Source organism: Pseudomonas sp. 22515, assembly GCF_052044625.1.
Lineage (GTDB): Bacteria > Pseudomonadota > Gammaproteobacteria > Pseudomonadales > Pseudomonadaceae > Aquipseudomonas > Aquipseudomonas alloputida.
Genome location: NZ_JBQENN010000009.1, coordinates 137944 through 152770, shown reverse-complemented (window position 1 = coordinate 152770; position 14827 = coordinate 137944). Strand labels below are relative to the sequence as shown.

Annotated in this window: 13 protein-coding genes; 12 read left to right on the top strand and 1 reads right to left on the bottom strand. The window is 63.9% G+C overall.

What is annotated here, in order from left to right:
* Positions 1-73: 73 nt before the first annotated feature.
* The 3 genes from ACTJJN_RS11130 (at position 74) to ACTJJN_RS11120 (ending at position 3559) form a co-directional block, all read left to right on the top strand.
* Positions 74-1723, top strand: coding sequence for an MFS transporter (locus ACTJJN_RS11130; RefSeq protein ID WP_440781262.1), 1650 nt, complete (start codon positions 74-76; stop codon positions 1721-1723).
* Positions 1720-2853 (top strand): HlyD family secretion protein, encoded by a 1134-nt coding sequence (locus tag ACTJJN_RS11125; RefSeq protein WP_440781261.1) that lies wholly within the window; start codon positions 1720-1722, stop codon positions 2851-2853. Before ACTJJN_RS11130 ends, ACTJJN_RS11125 begins: the two co-directional genes overlap by 4 nt.
* A gap of 103 nt (positions 2854-2956) precedes the next feature.
* A complete protein-coding gene (locus ACTJJN_RS11120; protein ID WP_012052422.1) occupies positions 2957-3559 on the top strand; it encodes a hypothetical protein in 603 nt (200 codons plus the stop codon).
* Positions 3560-3595: 36 nt separating this feature from the next.
* Here the strand turns inward: ACTJJN_RS11120 and ACTJJN_RS11115 are convergent, their stop codons facing one another.
* A complete protein-coding gene (locus ACTJJN_RS11115; RefSeq protein ID WP_003248329.1) occupies positions 3596-4471 on the bottom strand; it encodes an AEC family transporter in 876 nt (291 codons plus the stop codon).
* Positions 4472-4898: 427 nt separating this feature from the next.
* On the opposite strand from ACTJJN_RS11115, the gene ACTJJN_RS11110 reads away from it, so the two are divergent.
* The 9 genes from ACTJJN_RS11110 (at position 4899) to ACTJJN_RS11070 (ending at position 14621) form a co-directional block, all read left to right on the top strand.
* A complete protein-coding gene (locus tag ACTJJN_RS11110) occupies positions 4899-6197 on the top strand; it encodes an MFS transporter (RefSeq protein WP_012052423.1) in 1299 nt (432 codons plus the stop codon).
* 81 nt (positions 6198-6278) lie between these two features.
* Positions 6279-6587 (top strand): hypothetical protein, encoded by a 309-nt coding sequence (locus tag ACTJJN_RS11105; RefSeq protein WP_003248325.1) that lies wholly within the window; start codon positions 6279-6281, stop codon positions 6585-6587.
* 49 nt (positions 6588-6636) lie between these two features.
* A complete protein-coding gene (locus tag ACTJJN_RS11100; protein WP_014756597.1) occupies positions 6637-7188 on the top strand; it encodes a YbhB/YbcL family Raf kinase inhibitor-like protein in 552 nt (183 codons plus the stop codon).
* Between the two features lie 554 nt (positions 7189-7742).
* Positions 7743-8804, top strand: a complete 1062-nt coding sequence (locus ACTJJN_RS11095; RefSeq protein ID WP_014756596.1) for a 3-deoxy-7-phosphoheptulonate synthase — start codon at positions 7743-7745, stop codon at positions 8802-8804.
* An 80-nt stretch (positions 8805-8884) separates the two neighbouring features.
* Positions 8885-9166, top strand: coding sequence for a peptidylprolyl isomerase (locus tag ACTJJN_RS11090; protein WP_003248318.1), 282 nt, complete (start codon positions 8885-8887; stop codon positions 9164-9166).
* Between the two features lie 142 nt (positions 9167-9308).
* Complete coding sequence (locus ACTJJN_RS11085; protein ID WP_014756595.1) at positions 9309-11108, top strand: extracellular solute-binding protein; 1800 nt, start codon at positions 9309-9311, stop codon at positions 11106-11108.
* Positions 11105-12163: a microcin C ABC transporter permease YejB gene (locus ACTJJN_RS11080; protein ID WP_012052425.1), complete on the top strand. Its 1059-nt coding sequence runs from the start codon at positions 11105-11107 to the stop codon at positions 12161-12163. Before ACTJJN_RS11085 ends, ACTJJN_RS11080 begins: the two co-directional genes overlap by 4 nt.
* The gene (locus ACTJJN_RS11075) at positions 12163-13179 is read left to right on the top strand and encodes an ABC transporter permease (protein ID WP_440781260.1); all 1017 of its coding nucleotides are present in this window, start codon (positions 12163-12165) and stop codon (positions 13177-13179) included. Before ACTJJN_RS11080 ends, ACTJJN_RS11075 begins: the two co-directional genes overlap by 1 nt.
* A gap of 59 nt (positions 13180-13238) precedes the next feature.
* Entirely contained in the window at positions 13239-14621 is a 1383-nt protein-coding gene (locus ACTJJN_RS11070) for a sigma-54 interaction domain-containing protein (RefSeq protein WP_014756594.1), read from the top strand.
* Positions 14622-14827: the final 206 nt, after the last annotated feature.

The window sequence follows — 14827 nt, the reverse complement described above, 5'->3', positions numbered from 1 at the left end:
AAATCTCGACACCCCCCCAAAAACCAAAGGACGCGCCTAGCAGCATCAAGCGCCGCTAAAGTAAAGTCTGCCGATGGATAAATACGCCCCCCGCCAGTGGCTCCCCCACGAAAAGCCCAGCCTGCCAGGCTCCCCTTCCACGCCCCTGCATTCGCCAGCCAAGCGTCTGGCCTACGGCGTGGTCGGGCTGCTGGTGGCAATCACCGGTGGCCTGGGCAACGCGCTGGTCACCGCCAACCTGGTGTTCCTGCAAGGCGCCCTGGGTGCAACCACCGCGGAAATGGCCTGGCTGCCGGCCGCCTATGTGATGACCAACGTCTCCATCAACCTGCTGTTGGTGAAGTTCCGCCAACAGTTCGGCCTGCGAGCCTTCACCGAAGTGTTCCTGGTGCTGTACGTGCTGGTCACCTTCGCCCACCTGCTGGTCAACGACCTGAACTCTGCCATCGCCGTACGCGCGGCCCACGGCATGGTCGGCGCGGCGCTCAGCTCGCTGGGGCTGTACTACATGATTCAGGCCTTCCCGGCGCAATGGCGGCTCAAGGCCATGGTACTGGGCCTGGGTGCCTCGCAGCTGGCGCTACCGCTGGCACGGATCTTTTCTGAAGACCTTCTGCAAATTGCCGAATGGCGCGGGTTGTACCTGTTCGAGCTGGGCCTGGCACTCACCGCACTGGGTTGCGTACTGCTGCTGAAATTGCCGCCCGGTGACCGTTTTAAAACGTTCGAACCCCTCGACTTCCTGACCTTCACCTTGATCGCCAGCGGTACCGCACTGCTCTGCGCCGTACTGTCACTGGGGCGCATCGACTGGTGGCTGGAGACGCCGTGGATCGGCGTGGCACTGGCGGCGTCGATCGCGCTGGTCTTCAGCGGCCTGGCCATCGAGCACAATCGCCGCAACCCCTTGTTGATGACCCACTGGTTGGGTAGTGGCGCCATCATACGTCTGGCCCTGTGCGTGGTGCTGATCCGCATGGTGACCTCGGAACAGTCCACCGGCGCGGTCGGTTTCCTGCAGGCGCTGAACATGGGCAGCGAGCAGATGCGCACGCTGTACTGGATCATGCTGTCAGGCGCTGTCACGGGCCTGGCCAGCAGCGCCCTCACCATCAACACCAACCATTTGGTGATCCCGCTGTTCGTCTCGCTGCTGGCCATGGCCGCCGGCGCCTTCATGGACAGCAGTTCCAGCAACCTCACACGCCCGGCTCAAATGTACTTGAGCCAGTTCCTGCTGGCGTTCGGCAGCACGTTCTTCCTCGGCCCGTCGATGGCCCTGGGCATCAGCCATGTGCGCGCCAACCCGCGCAACCTGGTCAGTTTTTCGGTGTTGTTCGGCATCTGCAACAACCTCGGCGGCCTGATTGGTGCGGCGTTGTTGGGCACCTTCCAGACCTGGCGGGAAAAGTTTCACTCCAGCCACCTGATGGATCGCCTCAGCTACCTGGAACCCCTGGTCAATGCCCGCGTTCAAAGTGGGGGTGCCGGTTACGGCGGCATCATTGCCGACCCTGCCTTGCGCAGTGAAGCCGGCATGCGCCTGCTGGCCAGCGCTGCTACCCGTGAAGCGAACGTCATGGCCTACAACGATGTGTTCGTGCTGATCGGCAGCATCGCCATCCTGACCATGATCTGGATCTGTATCCGCAGTACCTGGCTCTGGCATGTGAAACGTCAGGCCACCCTTACCGACTCTACCCCCGGCGCGCCCACCCGATGACCGACGACACCCGCACCACGACCACCACCGCCATCGCCGAAACCCCGGAGGGCGTCACACCGCCCAGTGAACCAACCAGCCCGGTACGCACGCGGCGGGTGCGCATCCTGTCATCCATCAGCTTCGCCGCGGTGGCGTTGGCCGGCATCCTGTTGGTGCTGTATGCCTGGCGCCTGCCGCCATTCAGCAGCGCCATCGAAAACACCGAGAACGCCCTGGTGCGGGGCCAGGTGACCATCATCGGCCCGCAGCTCAGCGGCTACGTCATCGATGTACCGGTGCATGACTTCCAGTTCGTCAAGGCCGGCGACTTGCTGGTGCAACTGGACGACCGTATCTACAAACAACGCCTTGCCCAAGCCAGCGCCCAGCTGCAACAGCAGTTGGCGGCCCTGGCCAACAACCAGCAGCAGCGCAAAAGCGCCGAAGCGACCATTGCCCAGCGCCAGGCCGCCATCGGCGATGCTGCGGCCCAGGCGGCCAAAGCCAAGGCTGACCTCGGCCGCAACCAGGCGCTGGTCAACGATGGATCGGTGTCGCGCCGCGACCTGGACCTGGCCCGTGCCAGCGAGGCCGCTGCCGTCGCCAGCCTGGCCCAGGCCAGGGCGGCGCTGGAAATCGCCCGCCAGGACCGTGAGACCGTGGTGGTCAACCGGGCCGCACTCGAGGCCTCGGTGGAGAACGCCAAGGCCGCCGTGGAGCTGGCACGCATCGACCTCGACAACACCCGCGTCACGGCCCCGCGCGATGGCCAGCTGGGGCAGATCGGCACCCGCCTGGGTGCTTATGTCAACTCCGGCGCGCAGCTCATGGCGCTGGTGCCCGACACCCTTTGGGTGATTGCCAACATGAAGGAAACCCAGATGGCCAATGTGCGTATCGGCCAGCCCGTGAGCTTTACCGTAGACGCGCTGAACCACCGGAAGCTACGGGGCCATGTGCAGCAGATTTCGCCGGCCACCGGCTCTGAATTCGCCTTGCTGCAGGCGGACAACGCCACTGGCAACTTCGTCAAGATCGCCCAGCGCATACCGGTGCGCATCACGGTGGATGCCGACCAGCCGACTGCCAGGCATCTGCGCCCAGGGATGTCGGTGGTGGTCAGTATCGACACCCGGGGCGAACAGTGATGTAACCCCGGCAGCCCCTGCAGGGATGCCGTCGTGCCACGATTGCGCCGCTCTAACCCGTGGGTTTTAATCGCGCACGATCCGTCGCCAAGGAAGTTTCACCATGTACAGGAAGATCGTGCCACTGGCATTGCTGGCAACACTGGCCGGTTGCTCCGACAGCCAGGACACCATCAAGGCCCGTTTCCACAAGGCTGTCCAGGCCTCCCTGGATACCCGGTACCCACACTGTTTCGTCATCAGTTCGTTCCCTACCAAGACCCAGGACTTCGACGTGCACGGCACCAACAAGGCGTTGCACGCCCTGGCGCAGGTAGGCGTGGTCAGCGAGAAGGAAATTTCGCGCACCGAAATACCGGCCCGGCTGTGGTCGCCGGCACGCACGGATATCTACTACGCCTACGACCTGACCGATGAAGGCCGCAAATACTACAAGGCGGGCGCCGGGCTGTGTTTCGGCAAGGCACAAGTGACGGCAATCGAGCAGTTCAGTGAGCCGAGCGAGGCAACCGGACAGAAGCTGTCGAATGTGACCTATGCCTACAAGATCATCGAGTTGCCGGCGTGGGCCGCCAATGATCAGGTGAAAGCCAGCATCGCCGGCTTGGGCCAGGCGGTGGCCAGCCATGCTGCCCCGCTCAAGGAAACCCGAACCCTGGTGCTGACCAGCCAAGGCTGGGTGGATGACCAGTTGTCGGTCCAGTAGCCCGAAGCCTGTACCGGCACTATCGTCGGTAAAGGCCTACATCCACCAGGCCAGGACCACCGGTAACCAGGCAAACGACAGCACCGTCGAGCACATCACCAGGTTCGCCACCTGCTCTGGCTCACGGTTGGCCCGCACCGCCATCAGGTAGTTGAACACGGCTACCGGCATCGCCGACTGCACCATCAGCACCGCACGCTCCAGGCTGTCCATACCCAGTACCGCGCCCACTGCCCAGCCCACCGCAGCCCCCAGGCCAATGCGCAAACCGCCCAGCAGCATGCCGCTGCCCACGTGACGCAGGCGAATGCTGGCCAGTGATACCCCCAGGGTCAGCAGCATGAGCGGAATGGTCATGCCGCCCAGCAGGTCTGCGGTGTTGGCCAGCCAACGCGGCAGTTCGAAATCGAGAAAAATGATGGGCATGCCGCCGGCCAGGCTGATGACGATAGGGTTGCGCAGCAACGCCTTGAGCGAAGCCGCCGTGCCGGAGATGGCCATGCCGATGGTGAACTGCACGATCGACAGGGTCAGGAAAAATGCCACGGCCAGGGCCAGGCCATGCTCACCGAAGGCATACAGACTGATCGGCAGGCCCATGTTGCCGGTGTTGGGGAACATGAATGCCGGCAGCAGTACCCGCCAGTGCATGCCCGACGCGCGACACACCAGCAAAGCGGCCAAGGCCATCCCCAAGGTGCACAGCAAGCAGGCCACGGCCATGCTGGTAAAGGCATTCGGGTCCAGGTCGGTACGACTGAGGGTGGACAGTACCAGCGAAGGTGTGCCGACGGTCATCACCACCCGGGCGATGAAATCAGTGGGGTAATCCAGGCCCTTGCGGGCCCAGGCAAAACCAATGCCGGCGACGATGAAAACCGGGGCCAGGACTGCGAACAGCGACGCGAACATGGGGGGCCTTCCTTGGTGGGGTTCAGCATTATGCCGCACTCAGTGAGAGTACCGGGCCGATCTCACCGCACGCAGGCGCCGCCATCGAAAATGTCTGTGGAAGACATGTTCATGTCGCGCTGAGACTGCGGCGTCTCGTCGCACGCCCAGGCCCCTTGGGCAAAAGCGTCCAAGCCCGTAGAATCCCGCTTCCTTTTCGCCCGTCGCCTTGAACGGTGGCAACCAGTAGCAATGACAGAGTCAGCGCCTGAACACATGAACGCACATGTGAAGTAGGCTCAACCCTCCCCGCCCGGCCCATCTCCCATAACGCCCAGCGGTTGAGTCTTGCCCAGGTCGCATCCGTGTCGCCACTCGCCCCTTGCCGGGTCGAGCCGGTGTGCGCGCCGAGAAGGTGCTCATTCCGCTCATCCAACTAGAGGTACGTATGTCTCCGCGTTTGCTGGCCATGGCGCTGGCGCCCCTGCTCGGGCTGTTCATCATTGCCCTGGGCAACGGCTTCATGTCTTCCCTGACCACCCTGCGCCTGGGCGCCGCCGGTGAGTCTGCAACCACCATTGGTATCGTCTCGTCGACTTACTTCATCGGCCTGACCCTCGGCGCCATCTTCAACGACCGGCTGATCCTGCGCATCGGCCACATTCGCGCCTATACCAGCTTCGCCTCGCTGATCGCCGTGACCATCCTGCTGCAAGGGTTGTTCTACGAGGTCACCTGGTGGTCGGTGCTACGCCTGATCAACGGCTGGGCCGCAGTGGGCGTGTTCCTGGTGATCGAAAGCTGGCTGTTGCTGGCCGGCGACGCGAAAATCCGCGGCCGCCTGCTGGCGCTGTACATGATCGCCTTCTACGGCGCCGGGGTGATCGCCCAGGCCGGCCTTGGCGAAATCACCCAGCTAGGCGATACCGCCCCGTTCATGCTGGCCGGCGTGCTGGCCGCCCTGTCGGTGTTGCCGATCGTGATCCTGCCGCGGGTGTCGCCGCTGCTGGAGCAGGTCGAACCCCTCAAGCCCCGCCAGTTGCTGGGCGTGGCACCGTCGGGCCTCGTCGGCTGCTTCGGTTCGGGCGTAGCGATTGCCGGCATCTATGCGCTGCTGCCACTGTACTTGCAGCGCATCGGCCTGGAGGTGGGTGAAGTTGGCAACATGATGGCCTGGGTGATCCTTGGCGCGATGCTGCTGCAGTACCCGGTCGGGCGCTGGTCCGACCGCAAGGACCGCCTCGATGTGCTGCTCGCGCTGGCCGCGTTGTGCGTTGTCCTGTCGCTTGTCACGGTGTTCCTGCCATCGGACTCGTTCCTGTTGCCGGCCATGCTGTTCCTGCTGGGTGGTGGCGTGTTCACCCTGTACCCGGTGGCGGTCAGCCATGCGGCCGACCGCGCGCCGTCCGATGCGCTGGTGCCGATGATCCAGGGCCTGCTGCTGATCAACTCGCTGGGGTCGGCCATGGCACCGGTGGCCATTTCGCCGATGATGACCGAGTTTGGCGAGGCTGGGCTGTTCTGGGCGTTTGCCGTGGTCAACCTGGCCATGGTGTGCTTCTTCATGTGGCGCCGCGGCAAGCGCCCGGCGGCAGAGCACCCGGCGCCGTTCACCGCTTCGACCACCTTCTCGCCAACCGGTGCCGAGTTGCGGGTGACCGAAGACCTGATGCATGCGGCGCAGGAGCATCCGCCGCTGGAGCCGGTCGAAACACCGGCACCCGCACAGCGCTCGGAATCTTGTTGATTGCCACTCGTCGCCCAGAAGGCACCCCGCCAGCCGCTGCCAGCCAAACGAATGACAGATCTTGCACAAAGGAGAAGTCCCATGATCCGCATTCGCCCGCTGTCCCTGTGCCTGGCGCTGGCCCTGACCAGCCTCACCGGCGCTGCCTTCGCCGCCACCGACACCCATACCGACAGCCATCCGCAAACTGACCAGTCCGGCGGCAAGACTGCCGGTGAAGGCAGCAGCGTCAACAGCCCCGGTAGCAGCAAAGGTAACGACAGCAGTGACACCGGCAGCAACGCCGATGCCGCCGACGGTGCCTCTGGCGGCTCCAACAGCACCGGCGAAGCCACCGGCTCTGGTGCCGGAGCCAGCGGAGGCACTGCCGAGGACCAGGACAGCCGCTGAGGCAGACCTGGACTAGACTAAGCCCTTGACGCCCTGCCAAGGATTGACCATGCACCTCAGACACTGGCTGTTCGCTGCGTTGGTGCCCTGCACAGCGTTAGCCGCCGCAGGCGGCCAAGGCGCGATGTCGGTCAGTTCCTCGTCGTTCACCGATGGCGGCGTCATCGCCCTGCAACAGGTCGGCCAGGACCCGGCATGCGGTGCCGGTGAAGAGCGGACCCCGCAACTGAGCTGGGACAACCTGCCCGCAGGTACGCGATCACTGGCCCTGATCATGCTCGACCCGGACGGTGGCAAGGGCGTGGGTGTGGTGCACTGGGTGGCGTACAACATCGATCCCGAACAGGATGGGCTCAAGGAAGGCATGGCGGGGTTGAGCGGGCCCTACGTGACAGTGGGCCGCAACTCCCGTGGCACCCAGAGCTACCGCGGCCCCTGTCCACCCGCCGGCGACAACCCCCATCATTACGCCCTGACCCTGATTGCCACCGACCTGCCCTTGGGTACCTTGCCCGAGGGGCTGGACCGCAGCGGCCTGCTGCAACTGCTGCAAGGCCACGCCCTGGGGGCGCAGAGCCTGGTCGGGCGCTACGGCCATTGAACCAGTCAGTACAAAAATAAATGATCGGCCCTATAGCATTTATCCATTGAATGGCCCGCACGAACTGAAGTAAGCTCGGGCTCATTCACTGGAGAGCAACATGCCGAAACACACCCGCAACCCCGCCAACCACACCGGTCGCAGCCTGCGCCCTGTGCTGGCCGTTGCCGGCTGCGTGGCACCTGCCAGCTATTACTTTGGGTATTGGTTTAGCCACTAGGCGCCGATACCCACCCGGCGTCCACCTTCGAGGGGCCGCCGAACATGAGAATACTCAAACCCCCGGTCGGCTTCCCGACCGGGGGTTTTGCTTTTCAGGCCTTTGACCAACACCGATTCACCTTGAGGACAGATTCATGAACTACGCCACTTATTACTACGCAAACACCTCCGCCTGGCGATTTAGCCAATCCCGTTCGGGCCAGCCAGCCGCCTCCGATCGGTCTTCTACAGGTGGCAATGCAGCAGCCAATACGAATTCAACGATCTGTCGAACACCTCGATAGGGCCGACCATGCGGGCTTGAACCCGCTGTCCGCCCAGGGAAAAACGCCATGCACGCTTCCAGCCTCGCCCTGCCCCTGACCCAGCCGCAAGCGGCCAACACCACTGTCAGCAAACGCCTGCCCAGCCCGCACCTGCTCAAGCAGCAGATGCCACTGCCCAGCGAACTGGCCCAGCAAGTCCAGGCCCATCGCCAGGCCATCCGCAACATCCTCGAAGGCCGCGACCCGCGCCTGCTGGTCATCGTCGGCCCCTGCTCGATTCATGACCCACGCTCGGCCCTGGAATACGCCGACCGCCTGGCCGCCCTTGGCCGCGAAGTCAACGACAAGCTGCTGCTGGTGATGCGCGCCTACGTCGAAAAACCGCGTACTACAGTAGGCTGGAAAGGCCTGGCCTACGACCCGCACCTCGATGGTAGTGACGACATGCACTCGGGTATCGCCTTGTCCCGCGGGCTCATGCTGAACATGATCGAACGCGGCCTGCCGATTGCTACCGAGTTGCTGCAACCGATGGCCGCCGGCTACTTCGACGACCTGTTGGCTTGGGCCGCGATCGGCGCACGCACCACCGAATCGCAAATCCACCGCGAAATGGTCAGTGGCCTGGAACTGCCGGTCGGCTTCAAGAACGGTACGGACGGCGGCATCGCCATCGCCAGCGACGCCATGCGCAGCGCGGCCCACCCACACCGCCACTTCGGTATGGATGCCCAGGGCCACCCGGCGATCATCGAGACCTTGGGCAACCCGGACACACACCTTGTACTGCGTGGCGGCCACAAAGGCCCGAACCACGATGCCAACAGCATTGCCATGGCCCGTCAGGCGTTGGCCAAGGCCGGTCTGCCGGCACGGATCATGGTCGATTGCAGCCACGCCAACAGCGGCAAGGACCCGGCGCGCCAGCCAGCGGTCTTCAATGATGTGCTGGAACAGCGCCTGGCCGGCGACCGTTCGTTGGTCGGCGTCATGATCGAAGGGCACTTGTTCGATGGCTGCCAGGCGCTGGGCAAGGGCACGCTGAAATACGGTGTGTCGATTACCGACGGCTGCCTGGGCTGGGCCTCGACCGAAACCCTGTTGCGTGAGGCGGCACAAAAACTGTAGGCCGAAGGTTGCAAGCCTGGCGAGACATACCCCGGACAAGTGCGCTAGGCTTGCCTTTTTACCCCCAAGGAGCAGTACCCATGGCCCGTGCAACCGCCCGCCACATTCTGGTCAGCAGCGAAGACAAGTGCAACGAACTCAAAGCCCAGATCGAAGCAGGCGCCGACTTCGCTGAAATCGCCAAAGCCAACTCCACCTGCCCGTCCAGCCGTCAGGGCGGTGACCTGGGCTCGTTCGGCCCAGGCCAGATGGTCAAGGAATTCGACACCGTGGTCTTCAGCGCCCCGGTCAACACCGTGCAAGGCCCGGTGAAGACCCAGTTTGGCTACCACCTGCTGGAAGTGACCAGCCGCCAGGACTGATTCACCCCTCCCGGTGATCAGCCCCCCTGTGAGAGCGGGTTTGCCCGCGAAGAGGCCAGACCAGACAACCTCGTTGCCTGCTCCGACGCATTCGCGGGTAAACCCGCTCCCACAAGTATGGTGGGGGCTTGTATTTTCGTGCATGGGCTTTACGGTCCAGGCCGCGCCCACCCACGCCCTCACGGTCTACGGCGAAGCCCCCCGCTACGCCGCCAGCTTCCGGCATTTCGACTATGTAAACCCCGACGCCCCCAAGGGCGGCATCTTGCGCCGTTCGGCCATCGAGATCGGCCAGTTCGACCATATCCTCCCCTACATCGACAAAGGCATCGGTGTCAGCGAAGTCGATGGTCTGTTGTACGCGCCACTGGCGGTACGCTCTTACGATGAACCCTATACCGTTTACGGCCTGATCGCCCGGCGCATGGAGCGCGGCCCCAATGATGAGTGGCTGCGTTTCGACATCGACCCACGCGCCACCTTCGCCGATGGCAGGCCGGTGCGCGCCGAAGACGTGCGTTTCACCTTCGAACTGCTGATGAGCAAGGGCAGCCTGAAGTACCGGACCCAGTTCGCCGACGTGGCCCGCGTGACCGTAGAAAGCCTGCACAGCGTGCGATTCGACTTGAAGCCCGAGCACGGCCGCACCCTGGCGCTGGACCTCGCCAGCCTGCCGGTAATGCCCGAGCACGACTGGCAGCACCGCGATTTTGCCAACGGTGCCGGCTTCGACAAGCCGGTTGGCAGCGGGCCATACCGCATCGGGCGCATCGACAACGGCCGCAGCATCACCTTCGAACGCGACCCGACATGGTGGGCGCGTGACCTGCCGGCCAGCCGTGGCCGCTACAATTTCGACAAGCTGCGCATCGAGTACTTCGGCGACACCGAAGTGGCGCGCCAGGTACTCAAAGGCGGTGGCTACGACTACAACCGTGAGTTCTCCGCCACGGCCTACACCTTGGGCTACAACGGTGCGCAACTGGACGACGGCCGCCTGCAGCGCGCCCACCTGGGCCCGGCCAAACCGCAAGTGGCTCAGGGTTTTGTGTTCAACCTCGACCAGCCGCAGTTCAAGGACCGCCGTGTGCGGCAGGCGCTGGGTATGTTATGGGACTTCGAGTGGAGCAACCGGCAGATGATGCGCAACCTGTACATCCGCCAGCAAAGCGTGTTCTCCAATACGCCGTTGGCCGCTCGCCAGTTGCCGGATGCGGGTGAGTTGAAGCTGCTCGCCCCCTTGCGCGGCCAGGTGCCAGATGAAGTGTTCACCACGGTGTTCACTGCCCCGGTCACCGACGGCTCGGGGATCGTCCGTAAACAGCAGTTGCAGGCCCTGGCCCTGCTCGAGCAAGCTGGCTGGCACCCCGAAGGCGACCGCCTGGTCAATAGCCAGGGCACGCCGCTGGCGTTCACGTTCCTCAATGGCCAGGCGGGCCTTGAACGCCTGCTGCTGCCGTGGAAGCGCAACCTGGCCCAGATCGGCGTGACCCTGAACATCCGCAACGTCGACTCAGCCCAGTACGTCAACCGGCTGATGGCGCGCGATTACGACATGATCGTCACCGGCTACCCGGTCACCCTGTCGCCCGGTGCCGAGTTGTACAACTACTTTGGTTCGGCGGCCGCTCACGACCCCGGCTCGAACAACCTGATGGTTTTGCAGGACCCGGCCGTAGACCACCTGATCGACGGCCTGGTCCGCGCCGACACCCAGGCCGACATGCTGCGCCACGCCCATGCCCTGGACCGCGTGCTGCAATGGAATTATTACTGGATTCCCAACTACTACCCGCCAGGCAGCTCCACCGCCTGGTGGAACCGCTTCGGCCTGCCCAAGGTCCAGGCCACCTATGACGAGGGCCTGGACACCTGGTGGGAGGTGAGCCCTACCCCGCTGACCAACGCGCAGATGGCCGAACGCCAGAAGGCCTCGCCATGACCGCTTATATCCTGCGCCGTCTGTTGCTGATCATCCCGACGCTGCTGGCAATCCTGCTGGTCAATTTCGCCATCGTCCAGGCCGCGCCGGGTGGGCCGGTGGAGCAAGCCGTGGCGCGCCTGCAGGGCATCGGTGGCGGCGCACCCGGCGCGCGAGCTGAAGTGGTCCATGGCGAATCCCGGGCCACACGCGGGCTGGACCCGAAACTGATCGAAGAGATCAAGCGCCAGTATGGCTTCGACAAGTCCGCCCCCGAGCGGCTTTGGTTGATGCTCGGCCAATATGCCCGGCTGGACTTTGGCAACAGCTTCTTCCGCGGCGCCAAAGTCACCGACCTGATTCTCGACAAGTTGCCGGTCACCCTGTCGCTGGGCTTCTGGGCCACGCTGATCACCTACCTGGTGTCGATTCCGCTGGGCATCCGCAAGGCGATGCGCCACGGCAGCCGCTTCGATGCCTGGAGCAGCGCGTTGATCGTGATCGGTTACGCCCTGCCTTCGTTCCTGTTCGCATTGCTGCTGATCGTACTGTTTGCCGGCGGCACTTCGCTCAACTGGTTCCCGGTGCGCGGCCTGGTCTCGGACAATTTCGACGAGCTCAGTCTGCTGGGCAAGGTCGCCGATTACTTCTGGCACCTGGTGCTGCCGGTCGCGGCCCTGGTGATCGGTGGGTTCGCCACCCTCACGCTGTTGACCAAGAATGCCTTCCTCGACGAGGTTTCCCGCCAATACGTGGTCACTGCCCGGGCCAAGGGCCTTAGCGAACGCCGCGTGCTGTATGGCCACGTGTTGCGCAACGCCATGCTGCTGGTGGTGGCCGGGCTGCCACAGGCGCTGATCACCGTGTTTTTTGCCGGCTCGTTGCTGATCGAGGTGATCTTCTCGCTCGATGGCCTGGGCCGCATGAGCTATGAGGCGGCGGTGTCGCGGGACTACCCGGTGGTGTTCGGCACGCTGTTCATCTTCACCCTGGCGGGCCTGCTGATTCGCCTGCTCGGTGACCTGTCTTACACGTTGCTCGACCCGCGCATCGACTTCGATACGAGGGCGCACTGATGCTATCGCCCCTGTCGCGCCGTCGCCTGCAACGTTTTCGCCGCCACCGCCTGGGCTGGGTGTCGCTGTGGTTGTTTGCCGGCCTTCTGCTGCTGAGCCTTGGTGCCGAACTGGTGGCCAACGACAAGCCACTGCTGCTGGGCTACAAGGGCGAGCTGTACGTTCCGGCGCTCAAACGCTACACCGAGCAGCTGTTCGGCGGGCAACTGCCGTTTCAGCCCGACTACCGCAGCGCCTATGTGCGCCAACTGATCGCTGAACAGGGTGGCTGGATGCTGTTCGCACCGATCCCGTTCAGTGCCGACACACCTAATTACGACCTGCAGGTCCCCACCCCCAGCCCGCCCAGTGCCAGCAACTGGCTAGGCACCGACGACCAAGGCCGTGACGTGCTGGCGCGGGTGCTTTATGGCACGCGGGTATCGCTGCTGTTCGCCTTCGCCCTGACCGTGGTCAGTGTGCTCATTGGCGTGGCGGCGGGCGCCCTGCAAGGCTACCACGGGGGCTGGGTTGACCTGTTCGGCCAGCGCTTGCTGGAGGTATGGTCGGGGTTGCCAGTGTTGTATCTGTTGATCATCCTCAGCGGTTTCGTCGAACCGGATTTCTGGTGGCTGCTGGGGATCATGGCGCTGTTCTCCTGGCTGACCCTGGTCGACGTCGTGCGCGCCGAGTTCCTGCGTGGGCGCAACCTGGAGTATGTAAAGGCTGCGCGGGCGTTGGGGTTACCGGACAGTCAGGTAATGGTGCGGCATATCTTGCCCAATGCCATGAATGCCACGCTGACCTATGTGCCGTTCATGCTGACCGGGGCGATCACCACACTGACCGCGCTGGACTTTCTGGGCTTTGGCATGCCAGCGGGCAGCGCCTCGCTGGGCGAGCTGGTGACCCAGGGCAAGCAGCACCTGGAGGCGCCGTGGCTGGGCTTTACCGCGTTCTTTGCGCTGGCGGTGATCCTGTCACTGCTGGTGTTTATCGGGGATGCCTTGCGTGAGGCGTTTGACCCCCGACGATGAGTTTTCAGGCCAGGCCTTTTCGCGGGCTTGTGCCAATACATGATTCAGGATGTTCACCCATGCACGACAGCAATAGCCTCAAGGACTACCCCCAGGTACGGCAACTGGCAATCCGCTCGCTGTTCGAGATCATCGAACAGTCCAGCGAAGGCACGGTGATCGTCGACCGCCAGGCACGCATCGTCTGGATGAACGAACGCTACGCTCGGCGCTTTGGCCTGGCCGACGCTGCCAGTGCCATCGGCCAGCCGTGCGAAACAGTGATCCCCGGCAGCCTGATGCGCGACGTGGTGAGCAATGGCCGCCCCATCCTGCTGGACATGCTCGACACGCCGAACGAGCCGTTGGTGGTCATGCGCCTGCCCATCCACGATGACCAGGGCGCGCTGATCGGCGCCATTGGCTTTGCCCTGTTCGACGAACTGCGCAGCCTGTCGCCGCTGCTCAAGCGCTACGCCAGCATGCAGCAGGAACTGGCCTCGACCCGCTCGCAACTGCGCGCCCGCCAGGCCAAATACAGCTTCGCCCAGTTCGTAGGCAGCAGCGCGCCCAGCCTGGAAGCCAAGCGACGCGCCCGGCGTGGCGCCGGCAGTGATTCGCCCGTGTTGCTGCTGGGCGAAACCGGCACCGGCAAGGAGCTGCTGGCCCACGCCATTCACGCAGCGTCAGCACGGGCACACAAAGCTTTTGTCAGCATCAACAGCGCCGCCATCCCCGAGACGTTGCTGGAAGCCGAATTCTTCGGCACCGCGCCGGGTGCCTTTACCGGTGCCGACCGCAAGGGCCGCAGCGGCAAGCTGCAACTGGCCGAAGGCGGCACGCTGTTCCTCGACGAGATCGGCGACATGCCGCTGGCCCTGCAGAGCAAGCTGCTGCGGGTGCTGCAGGAAAAGGAATACGAACCGGTCGGGTCGAACCAGATGCTGCGCAGCGATGTGCGCATCATTGCCGCCACCTCCATCGACCTGCAGGCTGCCATGGCCCGCGGGGCCTTCCGCGCCGACCTGTATTACCGGCTGAATGTGCTGCCGATCGAAGTCCCGCCGTTGCGACAACGGCTGGAGGACCTGCCCGCGCTGTGCGAGGCCATATTGGCTGAGCTGGGCAGCCAGTACGAGCTGGAAGCTGAAGCGCAGCAACTGCTGGCCAGGCATGCGTGGCCGGGGAACATTCGCGAGCTGCGCAATGTGCTGGAGCGCGCGACCCTGCTGGCGGATCAGCCCCGGTTGGGGGTGGCGGACCTGCGTGCGGCATTGGGGCCATTGAGCCCGCTGGCTGAAGCGCCCGTGCGGCAGCGCTACCGTGACGCGTGCGAGGCCTTTGAACGCGGCCTGATTGCCGGGGCGCTGGCCGAACAGGGAGGAAACGTGCCAGAGGCAGCAGCAGCGTTAGGGCTGGGGCGGTCGACGCTGTACAAGAAGATGGCGGCACTTGGTCTCTAATTGGAGACTTTTGTTTCTTGTTTGAGATTACAGCGAGGGCCCGTCCTCGATAACAGGCAAGCCAGCGATGGGCTGCAACGCAGCCCCTGGCGTCTCTGAATGTAGACACAGACTTCTAACAAAACCCTTTAACCCTTACAAATCAGCCAGTTACATAGTTGGCACGATTCCCGCTATCTCCTGTTCAACGATAAAAACAAGACTCA

Coding starts and splice junctions, on each gene's coding strand:
- ACTJJN_RS11125 (WP_440781261.1), top strand. CDS start 1,720: ATGACCGACGACACCCGCACCACGACCACCACCGCCATCGCCGAAACC.
- ACTJJN_RS11090 (WP_003248318.1), top strand. CDS start 8,885: ATGGCCCGTGCAACCGCCCGCCACATTCTGGTCAGCAGCGAAGACAAG.
- ACTJJN_RS11120 (WP_012052422.1), top strand. CDS start 2,957: ATGTACAGGAAGATCGTGCCACTGGCATTGCTGGCAACACTGGCCGGT.
- ACTJJN_RS11095 (WP_014756596.1), top strand. CDS start 7,743: ATGCACGCTTCCAGCCTCGCCCTGCCCCTGACCCAGCCGCAAGCGGCC.
- ACTJJN_RS11130 (WP_440781262.1), top strand. CDS start 74: ATGGATAAATACGCCCCCCGCCAGTGGCTCCCCCACGAAAAGCCCAGC.
- ACTJJN_RS11105 (WP_003248325.1), top strand. CDS start 6,279: ATGATCCGCATTCGCCCGCTGTCCCTGTGCCTGGCGCTGGCCCTGACC.
- ACTJJN_RS11075 (WP_440781260.1), top strand. CDS start 12,163: ATGCTATCGCCCCTGTCGCGCCGTCGCCTGCAACGTTTTCGCCGCCAC.
- ACTJJN_RS11100 (WP_014756597.1), top strand. CDS start 6,637: ATGCACCTCAGACACTGGCTGTTCGCTGCGTTGGTGCCCTGCACAGCG.
- ACTJJN_RS11085 (WP_014756595.1), top strand. CDS start 9,309: ATGGGCTTTACGGTCCAGGCCGCGCCCACCCACGCCCTCACGGTCTAC.
- ACTJJN_RS11080 (WP_012052425.1), top strand. CDS start 11,105: ATGACCGCTTATATCCTGCGCCGTCTGTTGCTGATCATCCCGACGCTG.
- ACTJJN_RS11115 (WP_003248329.1), bottom strand. CDS start 4,471: ATGTTCGCGTCGCTGTTCGCAGTCCTGGCCCCGGTTTTCATCGTCGCC.
- ACTJJN_RS11070 (WP_014756594.1), top strand. CDS start 13,239: ATGCACGACAGCAATAGCCTCAAGGACTACCCCCAGGTACGGCAACTG.
- ACTJJN_RS11110 (WP_012052423.1), top strand. CDS start 4,899: ATGTCTCCGCGTTTGCTGGCCATGGCGCTGGCGCCCCTGCTCGGGCTG.